Genomic DNA, 22,306 nt, shown 5'->3' on the forward strand with positions numbered 1-22,306 from the left:
ACATGTGCTGCGTCAGTCATCGGCAGATCGCCGCATGAGCGTGTCGCGCCAACACGCCATCACCGAAATCATTTCCGCGCAGATCGCCGACGGCGAATGGGGCCCGGACCAGCGCCTGCCCGTAGAGCGCGCGCTTGCCGAACGCTTCGCCTGCACCCGCATCACCTTGCGCGAGGCCTTGCAGCAGTTGGAAGCCGAAGGCCGCATTTACCGCGAGAACCGTCGTGGGTGGTTTGTCAGTGCACCGCGCGTGCGCTACGACCCCACCAGCATCGCCGGTTTCATGCAGTACGTGGCCGCGCAAGGGCGCAAGCCGCGCACCGAGCTGCTGAGTGCCACCCGGCAGGCAGCCGGTGCCGCGTTCGCTGCGGCATTGCGGTTGGAAACAGCGTACGAAGAGGTCTTTGTGCTGCAACGCCGGCGCTGGATCGACCGGCGCGCGGTATTGCTGGAAACCAACGTGGTGCTGGCCGCCTGGGCGCCTGGTTTGCTGGAACATGATCTGGCCGGTTCGCTGTCGAGCGTGTTCAACCAGAAACTCGGGTTGTTTCTGAGTCGCGCGCACGTCTCGATGCATCCGGCCGGGCTGGATGCCACGCAAGCCATGTTGTTGCAGTCCACCACCGGCACGCCGTGCTTCCGGCTGCAGCGGGTCAGCTTTGCCGAAGATGGCCGCGCGGTGGAGCTGGATATCGAATCCTGGCGCCACGACGCACTGGACGTGGTGGTGCGCACCGAGGCGCCGACGCGCTCGGCTTCTTAAGAGCGGCTAACAAAACGTACGTCATGCCAGTCTACTGCAGAGCCGCTGATCTGCGGCTTGGCTGCAGGGCCCTTGCCCGCCCACCCTCGCAGGACACGCCGCAAGTACGTCCATGTAGGCTCTTACGCGGCATCCATGCCGCGTAAGGTCCCGCGAGGGTGGGCGGGCAAGGACCAGTCGAGTTGGTCGGTGCATGGCTTTTAACAAAGCAGCCAGGAAACTCTCTGGTGCGGTGTCCTCGCCGCTTGCGGGACCGTGTGGCGGCATGGATGCCGCCACCGAGCCTCCACGGATGGATTCACGGCGTGTCCTGCAAGCGGCGAGGGCACCGCGCACTCGACCCACTCAGCGTTTAATCTGAACTTCCGACACGTCTGACCTGAACTTCTGACGGCATACACCAAGATGCGGCCGACAACACCATTGCACTCACCGCACGGCGAGCAGTCGTCAGCTTGCAGGGGATAGCGCTCAACGAACCGCACTGTACGCGTGGTACATGCCGCACCGAATACCGGCTGCGCCCGCCTAGCGGTGAGCATGCCGCTTTGGCAGCTGTTCTACGCGTCAAATAGCCTGCGTTGTGGATCCGGCGGCGGTAGATCGGCCAGCAGTTGCGCGAGTTGATCGCGCTGCGCACGCAGCGGATCGTGCATCAGGAAGTTGGCCAGGCGTGCGTGCCAGGCCGGCCAGCGGGTGGCCAATGCATCCATGTCGCCATCGGCCGGGCGGCCTTCGTGCGGCGAGGCGACGAAGGCGGTTTCGCACAGCACATTGCGCCATCCCAGCCCGCCCATGCGCAGGCTCAGATCCACCAGCGCGGCGTACCACGAGCCGTAACTGCTGGCATCCAGACCGCCGGCCTTGCGCCGCGCACTGCCGCGCAGCAGCACGGCGTGGCCGGTGGCCGAGGGCAGTTCCGGGTGCAGTGGCGGCATTGCGGCGCAGGCGGCGGCCAGCCGGTCCGGCGCGACGGGCATGGGATTGAGTTCGCCCAGTCGCGGCCAGCCACAGGCTTCGCCCACATTGCTCCAGGGCGTGGCGGTGGCAATCGCCGCATCGCGCGCAAAGCAGGCGTTGAGCTGATTCAACCACCCCGGCAGCGGGCAGGCATCCACACCCAACACCACCACATCGGCATCGCCGCAGCCGCTGAGCATTTCGTCCAGATGCGCCACCTCGCCGAGCATGCGCTGGCGGCGGGTGTGATGCGCCTGCAGCTGCGTGCGCGCCAACCAATGTTCGATCACGGCACGGCCGCGCGGGCCAGCCTGCGCATCGTCGGCCAGCCACACCCGCGTGCCAGCGGGTGTGGCCGCATCCAGCGCGCCCAGGCAGGCATCCAGAGCCTCGTCGTCGGTGCCGACCGGCACCAGCACGACGGGCAGAACCGCACTCACTGCGGCTTCTGGCTGGGTTTCAGCGGCTCCATAGCCTTGAACTTCTGACCGTATTCGTCGGTGAGATTGCGCGCTTCCTGCGGGTTACGCACGATCGAAGGGGTAATCAAAACGATGACTTCGCGGCGACGAGAATCTTTGGTCTTTGTCCCAAACAGAGCGCCGACTACCGGCAATTTACTCAGGAATGGCACCCCGTCACTACCGTCGGTCGTGCTGTCGTCGATCAAGCCCGCCAACATGATGGTGTCGCCACTCTGCACGGCAGCTTCTGTCTTGACGCGACGCGTGTTGATATCGACATTACAGGCAGCCGCATTGACTGTTGCTGTCGCAGAAAGACAAGCAGCAGGGCGATTCTCCGGACTACTGACCTCCTGCACAATATCTAGAAATACCATGCCGTCCTTCGTGACGCGCGGTCTTACTTTTAGGATCACACCGGTGTCGATGTATTGCACCGAAGAGAAACTGCTGTCGCTACCAAGCCCGGTATTGATGGACGTCGAATTGATGGCAATACGCGAGCCGACATTGAGCGTCGCCTCGGCATTGTTGCGCACAAAAACAGAAGGCGTTTGGAGCAGGCGAACATTAGTCACTTGATCGAGCGCAGTGATAATCGCAGCAGCATTTTTCCCTAGAAAACTCCAAGCAACCCCTCCACTACCAACTCTGCCGGCGATGTCACCCCAAATGTTACGTCCCGCTGCATTCGCAAGACCAGCACCGAGACCGATGCCTGTTCCGTTGGTCAGCCCGCCATCAGTCGCGGTTGCCGGTGCATTTACTGCATTTTCAAAGTACCAGTTGACGCCATAGCTCAGCGCGCCAGTCAAATTCACCTCAGCCACCTGCGCCTCGATATGCACCTGCATCGGCATCACGTCGAGCTTTTCGATGACGTCGCGGATCGAGGTCCATGCCTGCGGTGTGGAGCGCACCAGCAAGGTATTGGTTTCGGCCACCGCCGAGACACCCACCTTGTCGCCGGACACCTCCAGCGTCACCGCACCATTGCCGTTGCTGCGCGGCGACAACTGCAAGCTGCCGTTGCCCAGGCCACCACTGCTGCTGCCACTGCCACTGCTGCCGCCGAAGCTGCTGCCGGACGAGCTGCCATCGTTGCTTTCGCCGATGCTGCCGCCGGTGCTGCCGGAGCTGCCACCCATGCTGCTGTCGCGATTGCCGGCCACGCCGCCAAGCACGCTGGTTTCCGAACCCGGTGCCAGCGATGCGTTGGAGTCGTTATTGTTGCCGCGCCCGCCGAATACTTCCGACAGGCGGTCGGCCAAGTCCTTGGCCTTGATGTACTTCAACTCATACGAGAACAGCCGCACGCCGCCACCGGCACTGTCGATGCGGTCCAACCACTGCTGAATCTGGTCCAGATAGCGCGGCTGCGGGGTGATCACCAGCACCGCGTTGGCGTTTTCCAGCGGCATGAAACGGAACATGCCGGCGCTGGGCGTCTTGCTCTGTTCGCCGAAGACCTTTTCCAGATCGGCAGAGACCTTCTCGGCCTTGCCGGACTGGATCGGGAACACGCCCACCGACATGCCCGACAGCCAATCCACGTCGAAGATCTGCACGGTGCGCAGATAGTTTTCCAACTCGGCGCGGGTACCGCCGAGCGTGATCACATTGCGCGAGTTGTCGGTGCCGACGATGGCGTTGGGCCGCGCGTAGGGCTCCAGCACCTTCTTCATCTCGCTGGCGGAGATGAACTTCAACGGCACCACGCGCACCTCGAAACCGCGCGCGGACGACGGCGATGCGGTACTGGGCGCGACGGTGCCTGCGAGCGCCTGGTCGGCCGGCACGATGTTGTAGCGGCCACCGTTGAACACCATCCGCGCGTTGTTCCAGCCCAGCACCATTTCCAGCAGGTTCAAGGCTTGCGCAGGCGAGACCGGGTTGGGCGTGGCCAGGGTCACGGTGCCCTGCACGCCCGGGGCGATGACGTAGTTCTGGCCGAGCATGTCGCCCAGGATCGCCTTGACCACGGCCTGCACCGATTCGCCTTCGAAATTGAAGGTGGCGCTGCCGCTGCTGGCCATGCCCAGCGTGGGCGACGGCGCGGCGGCTGCGCTCTGGTTGATCATGCTGCCGCTGCCGCGACGGATCACCGGCACCGGCTTGGCGCTGGTGTTGCCGTCGGCAGCTTGCTCGGCGCTGGTCTGGGTGGCGCCGGCAGCGCCGACTTGCGGATCCAGGCGTGCGTCGCGGCGCACGTCCGGCGGCGGAGTGGTGGCGCAACCGGCCAACAGGCCAATCAGCAGGGACACGGGGAACAGGCGCGGCGTCATGCGTTCACTCATTGGGTCTGACCGGGGGTTGAGCCGCTCTGGCGCTGCTGTTGCAGCTGGCGGCGTCGGGCTTCGATGCGTTCGCGGATGGCACGCATCTGATCGTCGGAGGGGCGTGGGGCTTCCTGGGCGCCGTCGCTGCGTTGCGGCGGCACCGTCGGCGGTGCCTGTCCACCGGGCTGCTGGGCAGGCGTGGCAGGCTGGGGCTGCGGCGGCTGCACCGCGGCGGCATCGGGCGATGGTAACGGCGGGGTGGCGCCGGGTGCAGCCGGCGCGCCGGCATTGGCGGTGGGCGGCTGCCCGCCCTGGCCGTTGAACACCTGCAGTTCCAGTGTCTGGGTGCCGCCCGGGCCTTCGATGGTTGCGCTGCGCGGCTGCAGCGCGAGCAGGCGCCAGCCCTTGACCGCATCGCCGCCGAGTTTGACCCGCACCGAATCGTGCGGGTCCAGGGTCAACGTGGCCATCTTGAAGTTGTCCGTCAGCAGCACGCCGGTCAGCCGCACCGTCGATGCGGCACCGCTGCCGTCGTTGCCGGACAGGAAGAACGGATGCGGCAGGCGATCTTCGGCGAAGGCCGGGTGTGCGGCGATTTCCGAATATTTCTCGAACGCGCCCAGCCGCTCCGGCGCCGGTGCCGGCAGGGTGGGCAGGCGCTGCACCAGCGCCGGGTCGTCGGGCAGCAGTTCCACCCGCTTGCCCAGGCCGGCCACCGCCAGCACGCACACCAGCAGCGCCCAGCCGACCACGGTGGCCAGCAGCCAGGTGCGCAGCCCGATCAGGTCAAGGCGCATTGCTGGCCTCCGCGGCGTCGGGGGTGGCGGGTGCAGCGTCAGTATTCAGCGGTGCGGCGCTGGCGCCCGGGCGCAGATAGCCGGCCAGTTCGAAGGCGATATCCAGGCCGTTGCCGCTTTCGGTGGGCGAGAGCTGGTAGCGCTGCGCCATCACGTTGAGGTTGTCCACGAACAGGCGCGGGGTGCCGTTTTCCAGGCTGTACAGCACGGAGGCCAGTTCCGGGGTGCCGCAGCGCAGGCGCACCTGCACCGCGACGCGGGTGAAGCGGTCCTTGCTCTCCGGCTGCAACGGCGAGCGGTTGCTGATGGCGCAGCTGCGGTTGCCGGGGCTGGCTTCCACCACCGCGCGTTCCAGCCGCTGCACCAGCCCGGCCGAGGCCAGTTCGGCAGACGTTTCCGGCAAGAAGCCGGGGCGGCTTTCCAGGGTCTGGCGCGCCTGACGCAACCGTTTGCTCACTTCCGGCGCCTGCTGCAATTGCACGCGCACACGCAGCTCGCGCTCGCGCAGCGCTTGCAGATCGTCCTGCACCGCGATCATCGGCTGGGTGAACCACGGGTGCACCAGCACCAAATAGGCCACGCCGATCACCAGCAGCAACAGGCCCAAAGCGATCCAGCGATCGCGCTTAACGCTGCGTGGCATCGGCCGCCTCCTTGGCATCGGGGCCGGCCAGCTCGGCGGTGATGGTGAAGCGATCCACATTACGACCGGCATCGCTCTGCAGTACGCCGGTCAGCGAGGGCGTGCGCCACAGCGGCGAGCCTTCCAGACGACGCACCAGCGAGGACGCTTCGTTGCTCAATCCGATCAACTGCAATTGCCCGCCTTCGACCGAGAATTTTTCCAGATAGGTGCCGCCAGGAAGACGCCTACTCAGCTCGTCCCAGATTTCCACCGAGGTGGGGCGCGTGGCGCGTTGCTGCTGGAAGAAGGTGGCACCTTCGACCAGATCCAGCAATTGCTGGCGTTCGGCAGCGACCTGGCGCGCACGTGCGGCGTTAGCCTGCACCTTGGCGCGCAAGTCGTCGGCGGCCCGGCGGCGGTTATCGAGCAGCAGCCAACCGGCCACTGCCAATAGCACCAGTGCGGCGGCGGTGAGCAACAGGTTCCAGCGCTGCATCGGGTCGCTGCGGCGCAGGCGACGCGCAGGCGGCAGCAGGTTCACGCCTAGCGGCAGGCCATGCGCATCGGTCACATCGATGCCTGACAACGCGCTGCTCCATGCGTCGGGCACACCGTCCGGGCCATCGATCATGCGGCGCGGCACCACCACCAGTTCGGCATCGAGCTGGCCGTCTTCGCGCACATCGAGCACGCGCGCGTCGAAATACACCTGGTCGGCGGTGAACGGGGTTTGTCGATCGATTTCAAAGCGCGCCACATCCTGCAAACGCGCGGCGGCGGCGGCAGGCAGGCGCAACGGACGACGCAAGGCATGCGCGGCCGGCAACAGCCAGTGCCGCGGCAGTCCTTCCAATGCGGTGGGCAACAAGGCGTTCACTTCCTGCGGCTGCACTGGCCACGGCAGGCTGGCGATGGTCTCGCTGCTGTGGTCGCGCTGGCGCAGCAGTTGCAGCGCTTCGCCGTCCGGTTGCAACAACAGGCGTGACTGCGACAGACCCAACTGCCATTGCCAGCGCTGCGGCAACCAGGCCAGCAACGATTGCTGCCACCAACGCCAGAAGCCTCCGGCTCCCGGCATGGCGCGTACGCCGATACGACCCAAGGTATCCCGCCATGCGGTCATTGCACTGCTGCTCCCTCTTCCCAACGCAACACGGTATAGGCCGACCCAGGTAATGCGGACGCACTGATGGACACGACCGCCCGCAATACAGCCTCGCGTCCCTGACTCAGTCGCGCCCGGCTCTCGATACTATAAGTGTCCGAGCCACCGAGCGTCGCCTCGCTGCCCGGCAAACTCGGCGGCGCATCACGCTGGGCCAGCAATTGCCGCGCATCCAGCCCCATCGCGGTCAACACCGGGCCTGGTGCAAAGCGCGCTTCAGGCCGCGAGCGGCCGCTGTACAGCGTGAGGTTGGGCAATAGCTTGCGATACAGCTCGCCATCCATGCCCAGCACCAGGCGCAACTCGCCCAGCGTTTCGAACGGGCCGTCTTTTGCGCCGTACGGCAACCCGGCATCAGCGTAATCGCGATCTTCTGCGCCGCCGCCCGGCTGGCCCAACGAGTCGCCATCGCGCCAATCGACGATGGCGCCGGCAATGCGCGTATCGCGGCCCTGTTCGCCACCGACGGCGCGCACCAAGCCGGCCAGCAACGCGGGCTCGGCCATGTTCAAGTCCACCTTGCCGCTCTCGTCAGTGATACGAATCTCCACGGTGGCATCGTCCATCTGCCAACGATAGCGCCGGCCGTCTGCGCGCCAGCGTGCCTGCGTATCGGTGCTTTGCATACGAGACAACGCGTATTCCAGGCCAGAACGCGCGTATTCCTGCGCCTGCGCGCCATTGCGCAGCATGCTGCCTTGCAATGCTTCCACCCGCGCGGTGAGCGCGAATGCACCGATCATCGCAGTGAGCAGCGCAATCAGCCACAACACCAACACCAGCGCGGCACCGCGCATTGCGCTCATTGCCCCGCTCCCGGGTTGCTGGATTGCGGCAAGGCCACCACCAGCGGCGGCCAGGCGGCATCGCCACTGCGGATCTCGATGCGCACCAGCAACGGTAAACGGTCGTGCCATTCCCATTGCGGCAACCACGCGCTCAGGCGGCCGTTCTGCGGATCCATGCCGCGATAGCGAAAGCTCACCTGTTGTACGCCTTCGGCGAGCGTTTCCGGCGGCAGCGTGGTGCCCTCCTCGATCGACTTGCCCGATTGCAGCATGGTCAATGCGATCAACAGATTGCGCTGCTCGCCATCGCCGGCCACCGACAGATCATGCAGATAGGGCCCGCCACGGCCCAAATAATCCGGCACATCGGCAGCGAAACGCATGCGCTGCGGCTCGCCGATGAACAACATCGGTTGCTGGCTTTGCGGGTCGATGCCCATCGCGATCGGCAAGGCGGCCGATAGACGCCGGCGCAGGAATTCTTCCACCGCACGCACGCGTTCGCTGCGCTGGGCGATCGCCTCGCCACGCTGACTGACCGCACTGGCCGAGCGCAAGGTGGCGAACGCCAATGCCAGCCCGCCGACCAGCAACATCGTGGCCAGCAGCACTTCGATCAAGGTAAACCCTGCGCTGCGCGAACGACTCATGGCGCGCTGCCCGGCTGCGCCGCAGCGACCAGCCGCAGGGTGCGCCATTGCAGCACCTGATTGGGCTGCTCGCCCCAACGCACCACCAGGGTCAGTTGCAACAGCGTGTGCGCGCCAGGGGACACCGGCGCCTGCGGATTACGCCGCGGTTCGTCGTACGGGCGCACATCCATCGACCAGCGAAAATGCCCGTCTTCGAAAGTGCCTTGTTGCTGCTCGGGCACCAGCGGTTTGTCCATGCCCTGCGCGGCCAGCAACGATTGCGCGTGCAGCGTGGCGCGCGTGCTTTCGTCGGCCGCGCGCACCTGACGCGCAGCGCCGGACAGCGATCCCAGCAACAGACTCAACGCCAATGCCAGCAGCGCAAAGGCGACGATCACCTCGATCAGTGTGTAACCGCGCTGGCGCTTCATGGCGCCGGCGTCCGCAGTTGCCCGGAGCGCACTTCGCCGGTGATCCAGCCCACGTCCACACGCCAGGTGGCGTCCTTGACGCGCAGGTCGATGCGCCCGCCGGTGGAGGCGCCATCGGGGAAGAACTGGATGGCGCCCTGATCCTGCCGCGACTGCACCTGCCGCGCGCCGGTAAAACGCACCTCCAGCGACGCCGGCAGATCGCCGTGATGGCCGCCGGGCGCTTCCCAACGGCGCTGCTGCGGGTCGATCAGAAAGCGCTGCGGGGTGCCGGTGGCGATTGCCTGGGTGCGCGTGTAGCGCAGCTGCGAGGCGATCGCCTTGCCGGCGGTGCGCAGGCGCATGCCGTCGATCCCGCCGTTGAGTGCGGCAGCGGCCAGTACGCCGGCCATCGCGATCAAGGCGATGACCAGCAGCATTTCCAACAACGAACTGCCACGCGTGCGTCTGCCACCAGGACCGACCACTCCATGCGGATGACGCAACGGCTGACACGCAACGCGCATGGCGGAAGGCTTATTGGTACTTGATGTCCGCGTCGTAGCTGCTGCCGCCGGGGCGGCCATCCTTGCCCAGGCTGATCAGATCGAACGGCTGGCCATCGCCGGGCACACGGTATTCGATGGTGTGGCCCCACGGGTCGTTGAGTTCGACCGGCTTGGCGTACGGACCGAGCCAGCCACTGCTGCCGCCCGGCTGGGTGACCAGCTCATCGAGCTTGCCCGGCAACTTGCCGGTGTCGAGCTGGAAATTCTCGATCTTGCCGGCCAGGGTCTGGATCTGCGATTTGGCCAGATTGGCCTTGCCGCGATCGGCACCACCGAGCACACGGCTACCAACCAGGGTGAGCACCGCACCGATCAGCACGATGACGATGATGATTTCCAGCAAGCTCATGCCGGCCTGGGCTGCACGCGATGGACTACGGGTAATGGAGCGCTTGATCATGAACGATTTCCTTGCACGTCGATGAAAGATGCTGCCGCCAGAAGATGACACGGCGGGCATTGCAATGGTTCCCGCATGGGTGTCGTGCGGTTACCTGAAAGTTGTTGTGAATCCACCGCCACGTTATCCGATGGCATTGGTCAGGTCATACAGCGGCACCAGCACCGAGATGATGACAAGCCCCACCACCGAGGCCAACACCAGCGTGATCAGCGGCACCAAGGCGGCCAGTGCGCGGTCGATGGCTTGCGCGGTTTCCAGCTCGAAGGTGTCGGCGGTCTTGAGCAGCATGGTATCCAACGCGCCGGACTCTTCGCCCACCTGAATCATCTGCAGGGCCAGCCGCGGGAAGCGCTTGCCGCGTGCCAGCGACATCGCCAGGCCATGGCCGTTCTTGACGTCGTCGGCAGCGGCGTCGACATCTTCGACCAGCGCCAGATTCGACATGACATTGCGCGCGATGCCGATCGCGGCCAGCAGCGGCACGCCGTTGCGCAGCAAGGTGCCCAGCGTGCGCGTCAGCCGCGCGGTTTCCAGGCGTGCGATCAGGCTGCCGACGACTTTCTGCCGCAGCAGCCATTCGTCCAGCGCGGCACGAAACGCCGCATTGCGCCGCTTGCGATCCAGCCACAGCCCGAGCACGCCCGGCACCACGATCAGCACCACCCACCAGTCGCGCACCAGCAGGCCCACGCTCAAAACGGCTTGCGTGAACCACGGCAAGGCCACATCCAGGCTTTCGTACATCTGCGCAAACTGCGGCACCACATAACCGAGCAGGAACAGCAACGCACAGCCGACCACCGCCAGCAGAATCGCCGGATAGATCAGCGCATTGATCACCTTGCCGCGCAGCGCACGGCTGCGCTCCAGATAATCGGCCAGGCGTTGTAGGGTGTCCTGCATGCTGCCGCCGGCTTCGCCCGCGCGCACCATGTTGATGTAGAGCTTGGAGAACAGCCCATGCTGGCGTTCCAGTGCCGAGGACAGCGGCGCGCCGCCACGCACGGTGTCGCGCACATCGCCGATCACGCGCCGGCTTTTTTCGTCTTCGGGCAGATCCATCAGGATCGACAGCGCACGATCCAGCGGCTGGCCGGCACCGATCAGCGTGGACAGCTGCTGGGTGAATTGCACCAGCGCGGCGTTGTCGAACGGCTTCTTGCGCAACAGCATGCGCAGCGACGGCGAGTCGCTTTCGCCGGTGGCCAGACGCGTTTCCACCGGCAGATGGCCTTGCTCCTGCAGACGCAGCACCACTTCTGCATCGCTGGCCGCTTCCATCTGGCCATCGAGCATTTCGCCGTGCGCGTCGAGCGCCTTGTAGCGGTACAGGGGCATCAGGCTGGAAGGCCGGGATTCGGGATTCGGGAATCGGGAATCGGGAAAAGCGCGATGCCGCGCTGCGTTGGCGCGAGTGGGCGCACCTGTGCGCGTGCGCGACGCGTTGCCGGGACCTTGCCCTGCTTATCCTCCGATCCTGAGCATCCGATGCTCGTTGTGGCTCCGTTGACTCTCACGCATCCTCCGTCACGCGCAGCACTTCTTCGATGGTGGTTTCGCCGCGCAAGGCCTTGGACAGGCCGTCTTCGTACATGGTGCGCATGCCGGCCTTGCGGGCCAGTTGTTCGATCTCGCCCATGCCGGCGCGGCGCATCACCGCGCGCCGCAGCTCGTCGTTCATCACCAGGAATTCGACGATGGTGGTGCGGCCAAGATAGCCGGTCGGCGCCGCTGCCGAGGCACGCGGGCGATACAGGTAAATCTCGCCCTCCGGCTGCAGGCGGCGCAGGTTGAAACGCTCAACCTCCTCCGGCGATGCCAGGTAGCGTTCGGCATTGGGCAGGTCGAGTTTGCGTACCAGGCGCTGCGCCAGGATGCCGTTGATGGTGGAGGTGAGCAGGTAGTCTTCCACGCCCATGTCGAGCAGGCGGGTGATGCCGCCGGCCGCGTTGTTGGTGTGCAGCGTGGACAACACCAGATGGCCGGTGAGCGCGGACTGGATCGCGATGCGCGCGGTTTCCAGATCGCGCATTTCGCCGATCATGATGATGTCCGGATCCTGACGCACGATGCTGCGCAGCGCATTGGCGAAATCCAGCCCGATCTGCGGCTTGGCCTGGATCTGGTTGATGCCTTCGATCTGGTATTCCACCGGGTCTTCGACAGTGATGATTTTCACGTCCGAGGTGTTGAGCTGGCTCAACGCGGTGTACAGCGTGGTGGTCTTGCCCGAGCCGGTCGGGCCGGTCACCAGCATGATGCCGTGCGGTTGCTCGAGCACCTTGCGGAACTGCGGCAGAAAATCTTCGGTAAAGCCCAGCTTGTAGAAGTCGAACACCACTGTTTCGCGATCGAGCAGACGCATCACCACGCTTTCGCCATGCGCGGTAGGCACGGTGCTGACGCGCAGATCCAGCTCCTTGCCCTGCACGCGCAGCATGATGCGGCCGTCCTGCGGCAGCCGGCGTTCGGCGATGTTGAGCTTGGCCATGATCTTGACGCGGCTGATCACCGCGGCAGTGAGTTTGGCCGGCGGGCTTTCGCCTTCCACCAGCACACCGTCCACGCGGTAACGCACCTTGAGCCGGCTTTCGAACGGTTCGATATGGATGTCGGAGGCGCGCAGTTCCACTGCGTGCTGGATCACCAGATTCACCAGCCGGATCACTGGCGCTTCGGAGGCCAGATCGCGCAGCGCTTCGATGTCGTCGCTGCTGTTGGCATCGCCATCGGCAGTTTCCACGATGGTGCCCATCGCGCTGCGGCCCTGGCCATACCAGCGCTCGATCAGATCGTCGATTTCAGAGCGCAACCCGACCTGCAGAAACAGCGGGAATCCGGTCGCAAGGCGCACCGCATCGATCGCGTAATCGTCGTACGGATCGGCGATCCACAGATCCAGCCGGCCATCGCGTTCGCCCACCGGGCACAGATGAAATTGTTTGAGAAAACGCAGCGACAGGCCCTGCACTTCGGGCAGCATTTCCGGCGGGGTATCGCCGAGTTGGCGTGCGTCCACCAGCGGCAGGCCCAGCACGTCGGCGCAGGTCTCTGCATGATCGCGTTCGGACACCAGGCCCAGACGGCCCAGCAAGGCCAGCAGGCCCATGCCGGATTCGGTCTGCAACTGGCGCGCGCGCAGCAGATCGGTGTCCTTCAGACGACGGCGTTCAAGCAATGCTTCGACGATGCGCGTCTCCGCACTTCGATGCTCAATTGGATCGACGGCAACCGCGTTCACACTCGTCTCCACTGGTTCGGCGCCGACTGTAGCAGTTTGCCGCGACGATCAACCGCACCCATCTGAATCGCCCTGAAAAACAATGCCCCCGGTGATTGGCCGGGGGCATCGGTCACACTATTTCACCGCTTACTGTCGTGCAACGAGCGTCAGCTTCGCGTAGTCCTTCGCACCGACCAGCTTGATGTAGTAGGCGCCTGCCTTGGGTGCAGTGAAACGCACGGTTTCGCTGTTGCCCGGGCGGGTCGACTTGGCATCGTAGGAGGTAGCGGTGGGCTCGGCTTCGAAGCTGACATACACCGACACATCACCGGTGCCGCCGTAGGTCATGAAGCTGAGCACCGCGCCGGCCTTGGCGTCGAAGCTGTACAGCGTGGAGCTGCCGGCAGCGCCGCTCAGCCCAGCCAACGGCGCCTTGTTGGTCAGCGCGATGGCGGTCGGTGCGCAGCTCTCGGTGGCCGGGTCGCAGGGTTCCACCAGCACCGCTTCCAGCGCGGCCTTGGCATCGACGATGCCGCTGCCGATCGGGGTGCTGGCCGGCGGGGTCACCGGGAAGCGACGGCTGGTCTGCTTGAGCAGGGTTTCCACCGCGGCCGGGGTCAGCGGGCCATCGCCCAGACCGATCGACGCGCTCTGCACCAGCGCCACGACGCCGGCCACGTGCGGGGACGCCATCGAGGTGCCACCCAGACCCATATAGGTATAGGTACCCGAGGTCGGCGTGGTCGCACCGGTGTAGCCGGCCTGCCAGATGTAGCCACCCGGATTGCCGTCCACGCTGCCGCCGCCACCCGGACCCGACAAGTCGACCTTGCTGCCGTAGTTGGAGTAGTAGGTGATGCCGCCGGTGATGCGCGTGGCGCCCACGGTGATCGTGTTGTTGCAGCTGGCCGGCGAATGGTTGGCCGCATCTTCGCCGCTGTTGCCGGCCGCCACCACCACGGTGGTGCCGCGCGACACCGCGCCGTTGATCGCCACCTGGGTGGCCGGATCGCAGGGTTCGCCGCCGCCCAGGCTCATGTTGATGACTTCGGCCGGGTTGGTGTTGGCCGGCACGCCATCCACCGCACCGCCCGAGGCCCACACGATCGCATCGGCGATGTCGGAGGTGTAGCCGCCGCAACGGCCGAGCACGCGCACCGGCAGGATGGTCGCCTTCGGCGCCACGCCAGCCATACCTACGCCGTTATTGGTCGCCTCGGCCACGGTTCCCGAGACATGGGTACCGTGCCAGGAGCTTTCCTGTGCCACCGAGCCGTCGTAGCAGACGTTGTCGGCTTCTTCCCAGTCGCCGTAATCCAGCGCGCCGGGCACGCGGGCGTCGGTCGGGCGACGCGAGACTTCGGCGTCGGTGATGAAGTCGTAACCCTGCAGCAGGTTACCGGCAAAATCCGGATGGCCCGGCAGGATGCCGGTATCCAGCACCGCCACCACCACGCCTGCACCCTGCGAGAGGTCCCATGCGGCCGGCGCGTTGATGCCGCCGTTGGGGTTGCTCAGGTGCCACTGGTACTGCGCGTACAGCGGGTCGTTGGGAACCAGCTGCGGAGTCACGTCGGTCGCTGCGCGGGTCTTCTTGATCTCGACCGGGCGCAGCATGCGATCGATCTGCACGTCGACTACCGACGGGTCGCTCTTGAGCTCGGCCACCACCTTGTCCACTTGCGCGGGGGTCAACGTGCTGGACAGCTTGATCAGGTCCGAACCGATGCCGAGCTTGCGCACATATGTCGCCTTGGCGGCGGCAGTGGCGCGCGCACCACTGCTGGCACCGACGCGGCCGACCGCAGCCTGCACCGCGCCGAGCTTGCTGGCGCGATCGGTTGCGGCGGCCGTGTTGTCCTTGTAGCGCACGATCAACCGGCTACTGAACGCAGCGCCATCCGCTGCTGCCTGAGTCGGTTCCTTGACCAGCAGTTGGGGGCGGCAGCGAGGGTGCCCGAAGCACCGAGAGCCATCATCAGGATGGCCCCAGCAAGCGGGTTGAAACGGAAATTCTTGTCGATCACGGTGAAGTCCTCTTCGTGTGTTTCGTCAGTCAAGTCAGGCTTGGAACGACACTCGAAACTGCTGCGCAACCGCGCACGGCACGCTGCGTTTCGTCAGCCACTCCTGGTACGGCCATCACTCCATGCGAATCCGTTGGCCGGCCCAGCCACGGTCCTTACCCGCCCCCTCAGGCCTTGCTCTACCGCAGCGGCGCAACTCGGCGCCGCTGCGTTTCATGCAGCAGCGCGTTACCAGCCGAAACCGGCACCCACGCCGATCGAGCTGTCGTCGCCACTGAGTGCGCCGCCCACCGTCACCGTGGCGCGCGGGCTGATGGCACGCTGATACCCCACCGACAACGCCGACTCGCCGTTCTGGAAACCGACGCCGGCACCGACGCGGTTTTGCGAGGCGATACCGGCCACGCTGGCGGACATGTTCAACATCGCCGAGCTCATCGCGCCCTGACGATCCAGGCGACGGTTCTGCCGACGCAGGCGGTCTTCGATATCGCCCTGGTAGCTTTCGAAGCTGTCGGCCATCGCGCTGTAGCGGCTGTCGGTGTAGCTGTTGGCCGCGGCAACGCCGTTGTCCAGCTGCCCCCTGTTGACCGCATCGGTGGCACGCGTACCGGCCGCCACATTGGCCACCTGACGCTCGCCGCCAACGCTGCCCACCGACACCGTGTCGGCACGATCGGCAACCGAGCCCTGGCCGAGTGCAACTGCACCCTGCGCACTGGCACGTGCGCCCTGGCCAATCGCCGTGCCCGATGCCGCACTGACCTGCGCGCCTTCGCCCATCGCCACCGCATTGGTCGCCACCGCCGCAATCTGCGTGTTGGCTCCCACCGCCGTGCTGCCATCGGCATTGACGCGTGCATTGCTGCCGATCGCAGTGTCGTTGGGACCATGCGCATACGCGCTGCCGCCGATTGCAGTACCGGTCACGTGGTTGGCCACGGCCGCCGTGCCCACTGCAGTGGACGTTGCGGCCGGCGTGATGCTGCCGACCACTGCTGCGGTCGGCGTGCCCTGCACGCTTGCGCTTGCAGCTGCGACATCAGCGACCGCGTCGATCTGCGCAGCCGCCGCAACCGCAGGCACCGATGCAGTGCGCAGCGACGCCGTGCGTGCAGCCGTGCTGCCCGTTGCGGTGCCACCACGTGCATCGAGCTCGTTGACCTTGCTGTCCAACGCGGTCAGTGCAGCACCGACGTTGTTGTAGCTGGCACCTTGAATCACATAGGTCGGCGCAACGAACACGCCTTGCGCACCGATCGCCGCACCACCACCGAGGAAGCTGGCCGCATTGCTGAGCGACTGGAACAACTGCCCGCCGTTGATCGCATCGGTGCTGGCAGTAGCAATCGCGCCGCTGCCCACATTGACGATGCGACGGGTGGCCGGACCACCGCGGCCATCGCCGCTGCCCACCGACACCACATTGGCGTCATAGGTGCGCGAACCGGAGCCCAAGGCCACCGAATCGGCGCCGCTGGCACCGGCGTTGGCACCGAGCGCCACCGCATTGCTGCCGCTCTGGCGCACGAAGGAGTTGTAGCCCAGCGCCACGCCGTTTTCGCCGATGGAATTGGTCTGACGGCCCATTGCGGTGCTGTTGACGCCGCTGGCACTGCTGTCCACACCCAGCGCACTGGCACCGGTCGCCGACGCCCGGCTGCCGGAGGCAATGGCAACGCTGCGCGCGCCGCTGGCGCTGGCACCTGCACCGACCGCACTGCTGCGATCACCGGTTGCCGAGGCCACGCCTTCACCGGTGGTTTGCACCATGCCGTTGGTGGTCTGCACATCGGCGGCCAGGGAATCCAACTGGCCCTTGTTGACCGCATCGGTGGCGGCCTGGCCGTCGCTGACATTGACGATGCGACGCGTGGCCGGACCGCCGCGGCCATTGCCGCTGCCGATCGACACCGTGTCGGCCTCATACGTGCGCGAGCCCGAGCCCAACGCCACCGAATCGGCGCCGGTTGCGCCGGCATTGGCACCGAGCGCCACACCGTTGACCGCGCTTTGGCGCACGAACGCGTTGTAGCCCACAGCCACCGCATTTTCGCCAATCACATTGACCTGACGACCGACACCGGTGCTGTTGATGCCGGTCGCCGACGCGTCCACACCGATGACGCTGGCACCGATCGCGTCGGCACGGCTGCCGCCACCCAATGCCAGCGTGTTGTCGGCCAGTGCTGCGGCGCTTTGACCCAATGCGGTGGCGTTGACGCCATCGGCGTACGAATTCCAGCCGATCGCGGTGGTGTAGTCGGCCGTGGCCCACGCACCCGCACCGAATGCCGCAGCGCCGGTGCCGGAAGCACGCGCCGGGATGAACCCGAAGAACGTGCTGCCACCGACGGCCACGCTTTCTTCGCCGGTGGCTTCGCTGAATTCACCCACCGCCACGGCGCTGGCACCAGAGGCCAGCGCTGCGGCACCGACTGCCGTGCTGTAGTCGCTGGACGCAACCGCGCCATAGCCCAGTGCCGACGACAGCCTGCCGCTGGACTCGCTGTACCCGCCCAACGCGGTGCTGCCGACATTGGAAGAAGCACTGCGGAAACCGACTGCGGTTGCCTGGTTGTCGGAGGCCACCGCTTCGCTGCCGAGTGCGGTGGTGTAGGTCGAAATCGCCTGCGCGCCGGCACCGTTTGCGGTGGCGCCAATGTCGCTGGCCAAGGCATTGCTGCCGATGGCGCTGCTGTTTTCGCCGGTCGCCTGGGCATTGTTGCCAAGCGCCGCTGCGCCGATTCCGCTGGCCAAGGCGCTTACGCCGAGCGCCGTTGCGTTATCGGCAACCGCTTGCGCGCCTGCACCCAACGCCGTGGTGCCGGTGCCGGTGGCATTGGCGCCCTCGCCTGCAGCCAATGCGTTGTCGCCTTCCACGTAGGCACCGGCGTCGCTGTCATCGCTGCCGCTGGCCTTGAAGTACTTGCTGGTGGATTCAGCGGTTTCGGCCACTGCGGTGAGCTGGTCCAGATTCACCGCATCGGTGCCTTGCGTACCGGCAGCCACGTTGGTGATCTGCCGCTCGTTGCCGGTGCTGCCCACCGACACTGCGAAATCGCGATCGGCCACCGAATCGGCGCCCAGTGCCACGCTGCTTTCGCCGGTGGATTCGGCAAAATTGCCCAGCGCAGTGCTGTTGAGGCCCGGCGCCCATGCGGCGCCGCCGAGTGCGGTGGAGAAGTCGCCGGACGCCTCGGTCGGCAACAAGCCGAGCAATGCGCCACCGACCGACACGCTGTTGTAGCCGCTGGCCACACTGCCCTGGCCGGCCGCCAGACTGTAGGTGCCCGATGCGGTTGCATCGCCACCCACCGCCACGCTGCTGGAGCCGCTGGCGGTGCTGAAATTACCCAGCGCGGTGCTGTTGAAACCGGTCGCGCTGGAATAGCCGCCCAGTGCGGTGGAGTAATTGGCGCTGGCCTCGGCGCCGAACCCGAAGGCGGCCGCGCTGGTGCCATCGGCAATGCTTTCCGCGCCGACTGCCGTGGCCGAGTCGCCACTGGCGCTGGCGAAGTAACCCAGTGCCGTGGTTTCGCTGCCATTGGCAACGCTCAACGCACCGGCCGCCAGCGATCCATCGCCAGACGCATCTGCCGCTGCACCCAACGCGGTGCTCTGCGCACCCGCTGCCGCGCTCTCGCCGCCCACCGCCACCGCATAGTCGCCGCTGGCCTGGCTGTAGGCACCGCTGGACACGCTGCCAAACCCGCTGGCCGCCGCGTTGTAGCCCGATGCAGTGGCAAACTGCGCAGTGGCGCTGGCGCCGCTGCCCACTGCCAATGCACCGGTACCGATCGCCTGACTGCTGGAACCGAACGCGCTGCTGTAATCGCCCTCGGCAGTGGCGTTGGAACCGGCAGCAGTGGCGTCTTCGCCCTGCGCATCGGCCGTGCCGGCGCCGGTGCCGGTGTACAGACGCGCGGTGGTTTCTGCGGTTTCACCGACCGCGTTGAGCTGGTCCAGGTTCACCGCATCGGTGCCCTCGGTACCGGCGGCAACATTGGTGATCTGACGTTCGCCACCGGCGTTGCCTACCGACACCGTGTTGGCGCGATCGGCGACCGCGCCAACACCCAGCGCAACGCTGTTGTCGACTGCGGTCCGCGCACCGTCGCCGATCGCAATGCTGCGATTGCCTTCGACGAAGGCCTCCGCGCCAATCGCCAGAGTGCTATCGCCATAGCCAACCGCGTTCGAGCCGAGAGCGATCGAACGCGCACCGGCCGTATAAGCGTTGTCGCCGATGGCGATGGAGAGGTCACCACCGGCAGAGGCGGTAATACCGAGCGCAACGCTGCGGTTGCCGTACGCGGTGCTTTCTGCACCCACCGAGGTGCTGGTGTCGCCCCACGCGACGCTGGCAAACCCCAGCGCGGTGGATTCGAGACCATTGGCGATGCTTTCAAACCCGATCGCAGTGCCGCCACGCCCGTTGGCCACGCTGGTCCCGCCGATGGCAGTGCCGTAGAAGCCGGTCGCCGTGCTGTCGGCGCCCAACGCGGTGGAGTACCGATCGCTGGCAACGCTGTTGAAGCCGATCGCAGTGGCGTTGTTGAAGTTCGCATTTGCGCCGCTACCAATCGCAGTGGTGCCCAGCGCAGACGCCTGACTGCTCGAACCAAGCGCAACGCTGTCATCGCCCGACGCATTGCTGGATCCGCCCAGCGCGACGGTGCGCTCACCGAAAGCACTGCTGCCAGCACCAATGGCGGTGGATGCGGTACCGCCGGCAGCGGCATTGGAACCGAACGCAGCGCTGTCCTCACCGAACGCCACGCTTGCTCCGCCGACCGCGGTGCTGGTGTCGCCAAACGCCACGCTCCCCGCACCCAGCGCGGTGGAGTCGGCACCGTTGGCGATGCTCTCGTAACCGAGCGCGGTGGCGCCGCTGCCGGTTGCCAGACTGGCGCCGCCAATCGCCGTGCCGAACTCGCCCGATGCGCTGCTGTCAGCGCCGAGCGCAGTGGCGTAATCGGCCACTGCAGTGCTGTTGAAACCGAGCGCGGTTGCATTGTCGACAGCAGCGATCGCGCCGCTACCGATCGCAGTGGTGCCCTGCGCCGTTGCGGAGCTGGTCGAACCGAATGCAGCGCTGTAGTCGCCGGTTGCCGATGCGTTGGAACCGGCCGCAACGCTGTCGATGCCTTCGGCAATCGCGGTGCCGTCACCCGTGGCGACGAACGTGCGCGCAGTGGTGTCGGCAACCTCGGACACGGCAGTGAGCTGATCGAGATTCACCGCATCGGTGCCTTCGGTGCCGGCAGCGACGCTGGTGATCTGACGCTCATCGCCGGCCGCGCCGACCGACACGGTATTGGCGCGCGTGGCCACCGAGTTGGCACCCAACGCAACCGAGTTGGCGCCGCGTGCGGTGCTGTAATAGCCCAGCGCCGTGCTCAATTCACCGCTGGCCCAGGATTCCGGGCCGACCGCAGTGGCGCCTTCGCCAGGTGCGTAGGCGAAGTAACCCACCGCTGTGGCTTCGGTGCCGGAGGCTTCGCTGAGCGTGCCCACCGCCGTGGTGTAGGTGCCCGACGCGATCGCACCGGCGCCGAGCGCGGTGGACGCTTCGCCGCTGGCTTGGGTCTGCACGAAGAAACCCAGGCCTGGAATGTAATCGACCGGACCGCCGACCGCAGTGCTGCTGGTGCCGCTGGCGCTGGTCTGCGTGCCCACCGCGGTGGCGTAATCGCCGGCCGCATTGGCAACCGCACCGAACGCGGAGGATTGCGCACCAGCCGCATACGCACCGACGCCGAACGACGATGCAGCAAATCCATCGGCATTGGCGCTGGCGCCCACTGCGGTTCCGCCGACGCCGGCACTGGTGGCGCCGGTCTCCACCGGCACCCCGCCGTTGGTGATCAACGGCTGGCCATCTTCGTCCACCGCAGCGCCGCCAACGGCCACGCTGCCCGGGCCATTGGCCTGTGCGTTGTGGCCGAATGCTGCGCTGTTCTGCCCGGAGGCAAGCGCATTGGCGCCCACGGCGGTGGCGTTGTCGGCCACGGCATTGGCACCGGTTCCCAGCGCGGTTGTCGCCGTGCCCACCGCATTGGCCGCATCGCCGGCAGCCAGTGCGCTGTCGCCTTCGACATACGCGCCGACGCTGTCTTCGCCGGGGGTTGCCTTGAAGAACGTTGCGGTGTCGTCGGCCACATCGGCCACGTCCTGCAACTGCGCCAGGTTGACCGCGTCGGTGGCGTTGACGCCGGCGCTGACATTGGTGATGCGGCGCGTGGCCGGGCCGCCGCCGCCATTGCCGCTGCCGACCGACACCACGTCGTCTTCGTGGGTACGCGAGCCTGCGCCCAGCGCCACCGAGTTGGCACCGGTCACGCCGGCATTGGCGCCGAGCGCCACGCCGTTTTCGCCGCTCTGGCGCACGAAACTGTTGTAGCCGATGGCCACCGCGTTCTCGCCGATGGCATTGGTCTGGCGCCCGATCGCGCTGCTGTTCACACCGCTGGCGCTGCTATCGGCGCCGGCTGCCACTGCGCCGGTGGCGCTTGCATGGCTGTTGCTGCCGATGGCGGTGGTCCTGGTGGCGGATGCGGCTGCACCGTCGCCGACTTCGACCGACTGCGCCATCGCGGAAAGAGGAATGGCGATCCCGGCGCTACCCAGCGCCAGAGCGATCGCGGCGACCAGGCAACGGCTCTGGCGGCGGTCGATGAATGCGGCAGTGGTCACTGCTCCCGGGCTATCACCGCTGGCCAGTTCCGATGCCACGGCCCACACGCCCAACGCTTTGTTCCAAACCTTGCGATAAATCCGATTCATCGACGCACGACTCCTGAAGTTTGGGACTGGTTTTGTTGGCGAACACCCACCATCGAACGGCCTTCCAGCCATGCGATTCCCCTGGTGATTGGCGCCATGTGCCTAACGGCGGTGGGCGGCTTGCGCTTGCACCCTGGATAGTCAAAAAGTGAACGCTACCCAACCATAGAACTGAGCGAAGTGTTAACAGCGCTCAAATCGGGCGTCAAGTTTTTGACGAAAAGCGAAGTTAAGTGTGTTTTTCATCACGCTTCTGTTTGCTTTTATTATTTTTTTGATAAATCTTTGGAAAACAGCGACCTAGATCATGTCTCGCAAGACATTTCTAAGCTGAATACGCATGTCCAAAGCAGACAAAAAAGCCCGCTGGCGGGTCGCCAGCAGGCTTGGTTGCGCAAAAATCAGATGCGAA

Annotated in this window: 14 protein-coding genes, 1 other RNA gene and 1 pseudogene; 1 reads left to right on the forward strand and 15 read right to left on the reverse strand. The window is 66.0% G+C overall.

Annotated features, from left to right (window positions below):
• Nucleotides 1-34 precede the first annotated feature (34 nt).
• Nucleotides 35-763, forward strand: a complete 729-nt coding sequence (locus tag NDY25_RS06555; RefSeq protein WP_168957117.1) for a UTRA domain-containing protein — start codon at nucleotides 35-37, stop codon at nucleotides 761-763.
• Between the two features lie 409 nt (nucleotides 764-1,172).
• Here the strand turns inward: NDY25_RS06555 and NDY25_RS06560 are convergent.
• The 15 genes and pseudogenes from NDY25_RS06560 to NDY25_RS06630 all read right to left on the reverse strand — a co-directional run bounded on the left by NDY25_RS06560 (nucleotide 1,173) and on the right by NDY25_RS06630 (nucleotide 21,894).
• Nucleotides 1,173-1,264, reverse strand: a non-coding RNA gene (locus tag NDY25_RS06560) — sX9 sRNA.
• Between the two features lie 59 nt (nucleotides 1,265-1,323).
• Complete coding sequence (locus NDY25_RS06565; RefSeq protein WP_168957118.1) at nucleotides 1,324-2,163, reverse strand: glycosyltransferase family 2 protein; 840 nt, start codon at nucleotides 2,161-2,163, stop codon at nucleotides 1,324-1,326.
• Nucleotides 2,160-4,484 carry a type II secretion system secretin GspD gene (gspD, locus tag NDY25_RS06570; protein WP_256627842.1) on the reverse strand — a complete coding sequence of 775 codons (2,325 nt, stop codon included), beginning with the start codon at nucleotides 4,482-4,484 and terminating at the stop codon, nucleotides 2,160-2,162. The genes NDY25_RS06565 and gspD overlap by 4 nt, the downstream gene beginning before the upstream one ends.
• On the reverse strand, nucleotides 4,481-5,263 hold the full coding sequence (gene xpsN, locus NDY25_RS06575; RefSeq protein ID WP_168957120.1) for a type II secretion system protein XpsN: 783 nt from the start codon (nucleotides 5,261-5,263) through the stop codon (nucleotides 4,481-4,483). Before xpsN ends, gspD begins: the two co-directional genes overlap by 4 nt.
• The gene (gspM, locus tag NDY25_RS06580) at nucleotides 5,253-5,906 is read right to left on the reverse strand and encodes a type II secretion system protein GspM (protein ID WP_168957121.1); all 654 of its coding nucleotides are present in this window, start codon (nucleotides 5,904-5,906) and stop codon (nucleotides 5,253-5,255) included. Before gspM ends, xpsN begins: the two co-directional genes overlap by 11 nt.
• A complete protein-coding gene (locus NDY25_RS06585) occupies nucleotides 5,890-7,011 on the reverse strand; it encodes a PilN domain-containing protein (protein ID WP_168957122.1) in 1,122 nt (373 codons plus the stop codon). The genes gspM and NDY25_RS06585 overlap by 17 nt, the downstream gene beginning before the upstream one ends.
• Nucleotides 7,008-7,859: a type II secretion system minor pseudopilin gene (locus NDY25_RS06590; RefSeq protein ID WP_168957123.1), complete on the reverse strand. Its 852-nt coding sequence runs from the start codon at nucleotides 7,857-7,859 to the stop codon at nucleotides 7,008-7,010. Before NDY25_RS06590 ends, NDY25_RS06585 begins: the two co-directional genes overlap by 4 nt.
• The gene (locus NDY25_RS06595) at nucleotides 7,856-8,491 is read right to left on the reverse strand and encodes a type II secretion system protein J (RefSeq protein ID WP_168957124.1); all 636 of its coding nucleotides are present in this window, start codon (nucleotides 8,489-8,491) and stop codon (nucleotides 7,856-7,858) included. Before NDY25_RS06595 ends, NDY25_RS06590 begins: the two co-directional genes overlap by 4 nt.
• The gene (xpsI, locus tag NDY25_RS06600; RefSeq protein ID WP_029218999.1) at nucleotides 8,488-8,904 is read right to left on the reverse strand and encodes a type II secretion system protein XpsI; all 417 of its coding nucleotides are present in this window, start codon (nucleotides 8,902-8,904) and stop codon (nucleotides 8,488-8,490) included. The genes NDY25_RS06595 and xpsI overlap by 4 nt, the downstream gene beginning before the upstream one ends.
• Nucleotides 8,901-9,410, reverse strand: a complete 510-nt coding sequence (xpsH, locus tag NDY25_RS06605; RefSeq protein WP_006450110.1) for a type II secretion system protein XpsH — start codon at nucleotides 9,408-9,410, stop codon at nucleotides 8,901-8,903. Before xpsH ends, xpsI begins: the two co-directional genes overlap by 4 nt.
• A gap of 10 nt (nucleotides 9,411-9,420) precedes the next feature.
• Nucleotides 9,421-9,852 carry a type II secretion system major pseudopilin GspG gene (gspG, locus tag NDY25_RS06610; RefSeq protein WP_043888939.1) on the reverse strand — a complete coding sequence of 144 codons (432 nt, stop codon included), beginning with the start codon at nucleotides 9,850-9,852 and terminating at the stop codon, nucleotides 9,421-9,423.
• 123 nt (nucleotides 9,853-9,975) lie between these two features.
• Nucleotides 9,976-11,193, reverse strand: a complete 1,218-nt coding sequence (xpsF, locus tag NDY25_RS06615) for a type II secretion system protein XpsF (protein ID WP_023902633.1) — start codon at nucleotides 11,191-11,193, stop codon at nucleotides 9,976-9,978.
• 175 nt (nucleotides 11,194-11,368) lie between these two features.
• Nucleotides 11,369-13,096 (reverse strand): type II secretion system ATPase GspE, encoded by a 1,728-nt coding sequence (gspE, locus tag NDY25_RS06620; RefSeq protein WP_168957125.1) that lies wholly within the window; start codon nucleotides 13,094-13,096, stop codon nucleotides 11,369-11,371.
• A 129-nt stretch (nucleotides 13,097-13,225) separates the two neighbouring features.
• Nucleotides 13,226-15,105, reverse strand: a pseudogene (locus NDY25_RS06625) (S8 family peptidase).
• Nucleotides 15,106-15,333: 228 nt separating this feature from the next.
• A complete protein-coding gene (locus NDY25_RS06630; RefSeq protein WP_168957126.1) occupies nucleotides 15,334-21,894 on the reverse strand; it encodes an ESPR-type extended signal peptide-containing protein in 6,561 nt (2,186 codons plus the stop codon).
• Between the last annotated feature and the right edge of the window lie 412 nt (nucleotides 21,895-22,306).

This window comes from Xanthomonas hortorum pv. pelargonii (genome assembly GCF_024499015.1).
Taxonomy (GTDB): domain Bacteria; phylum Pseudomonadota; class Gammaproteobacteria; order Xanthomonadales; family Xanthomonadaceae; genus Xanthomonas; species Xanthomonas hortorum_B.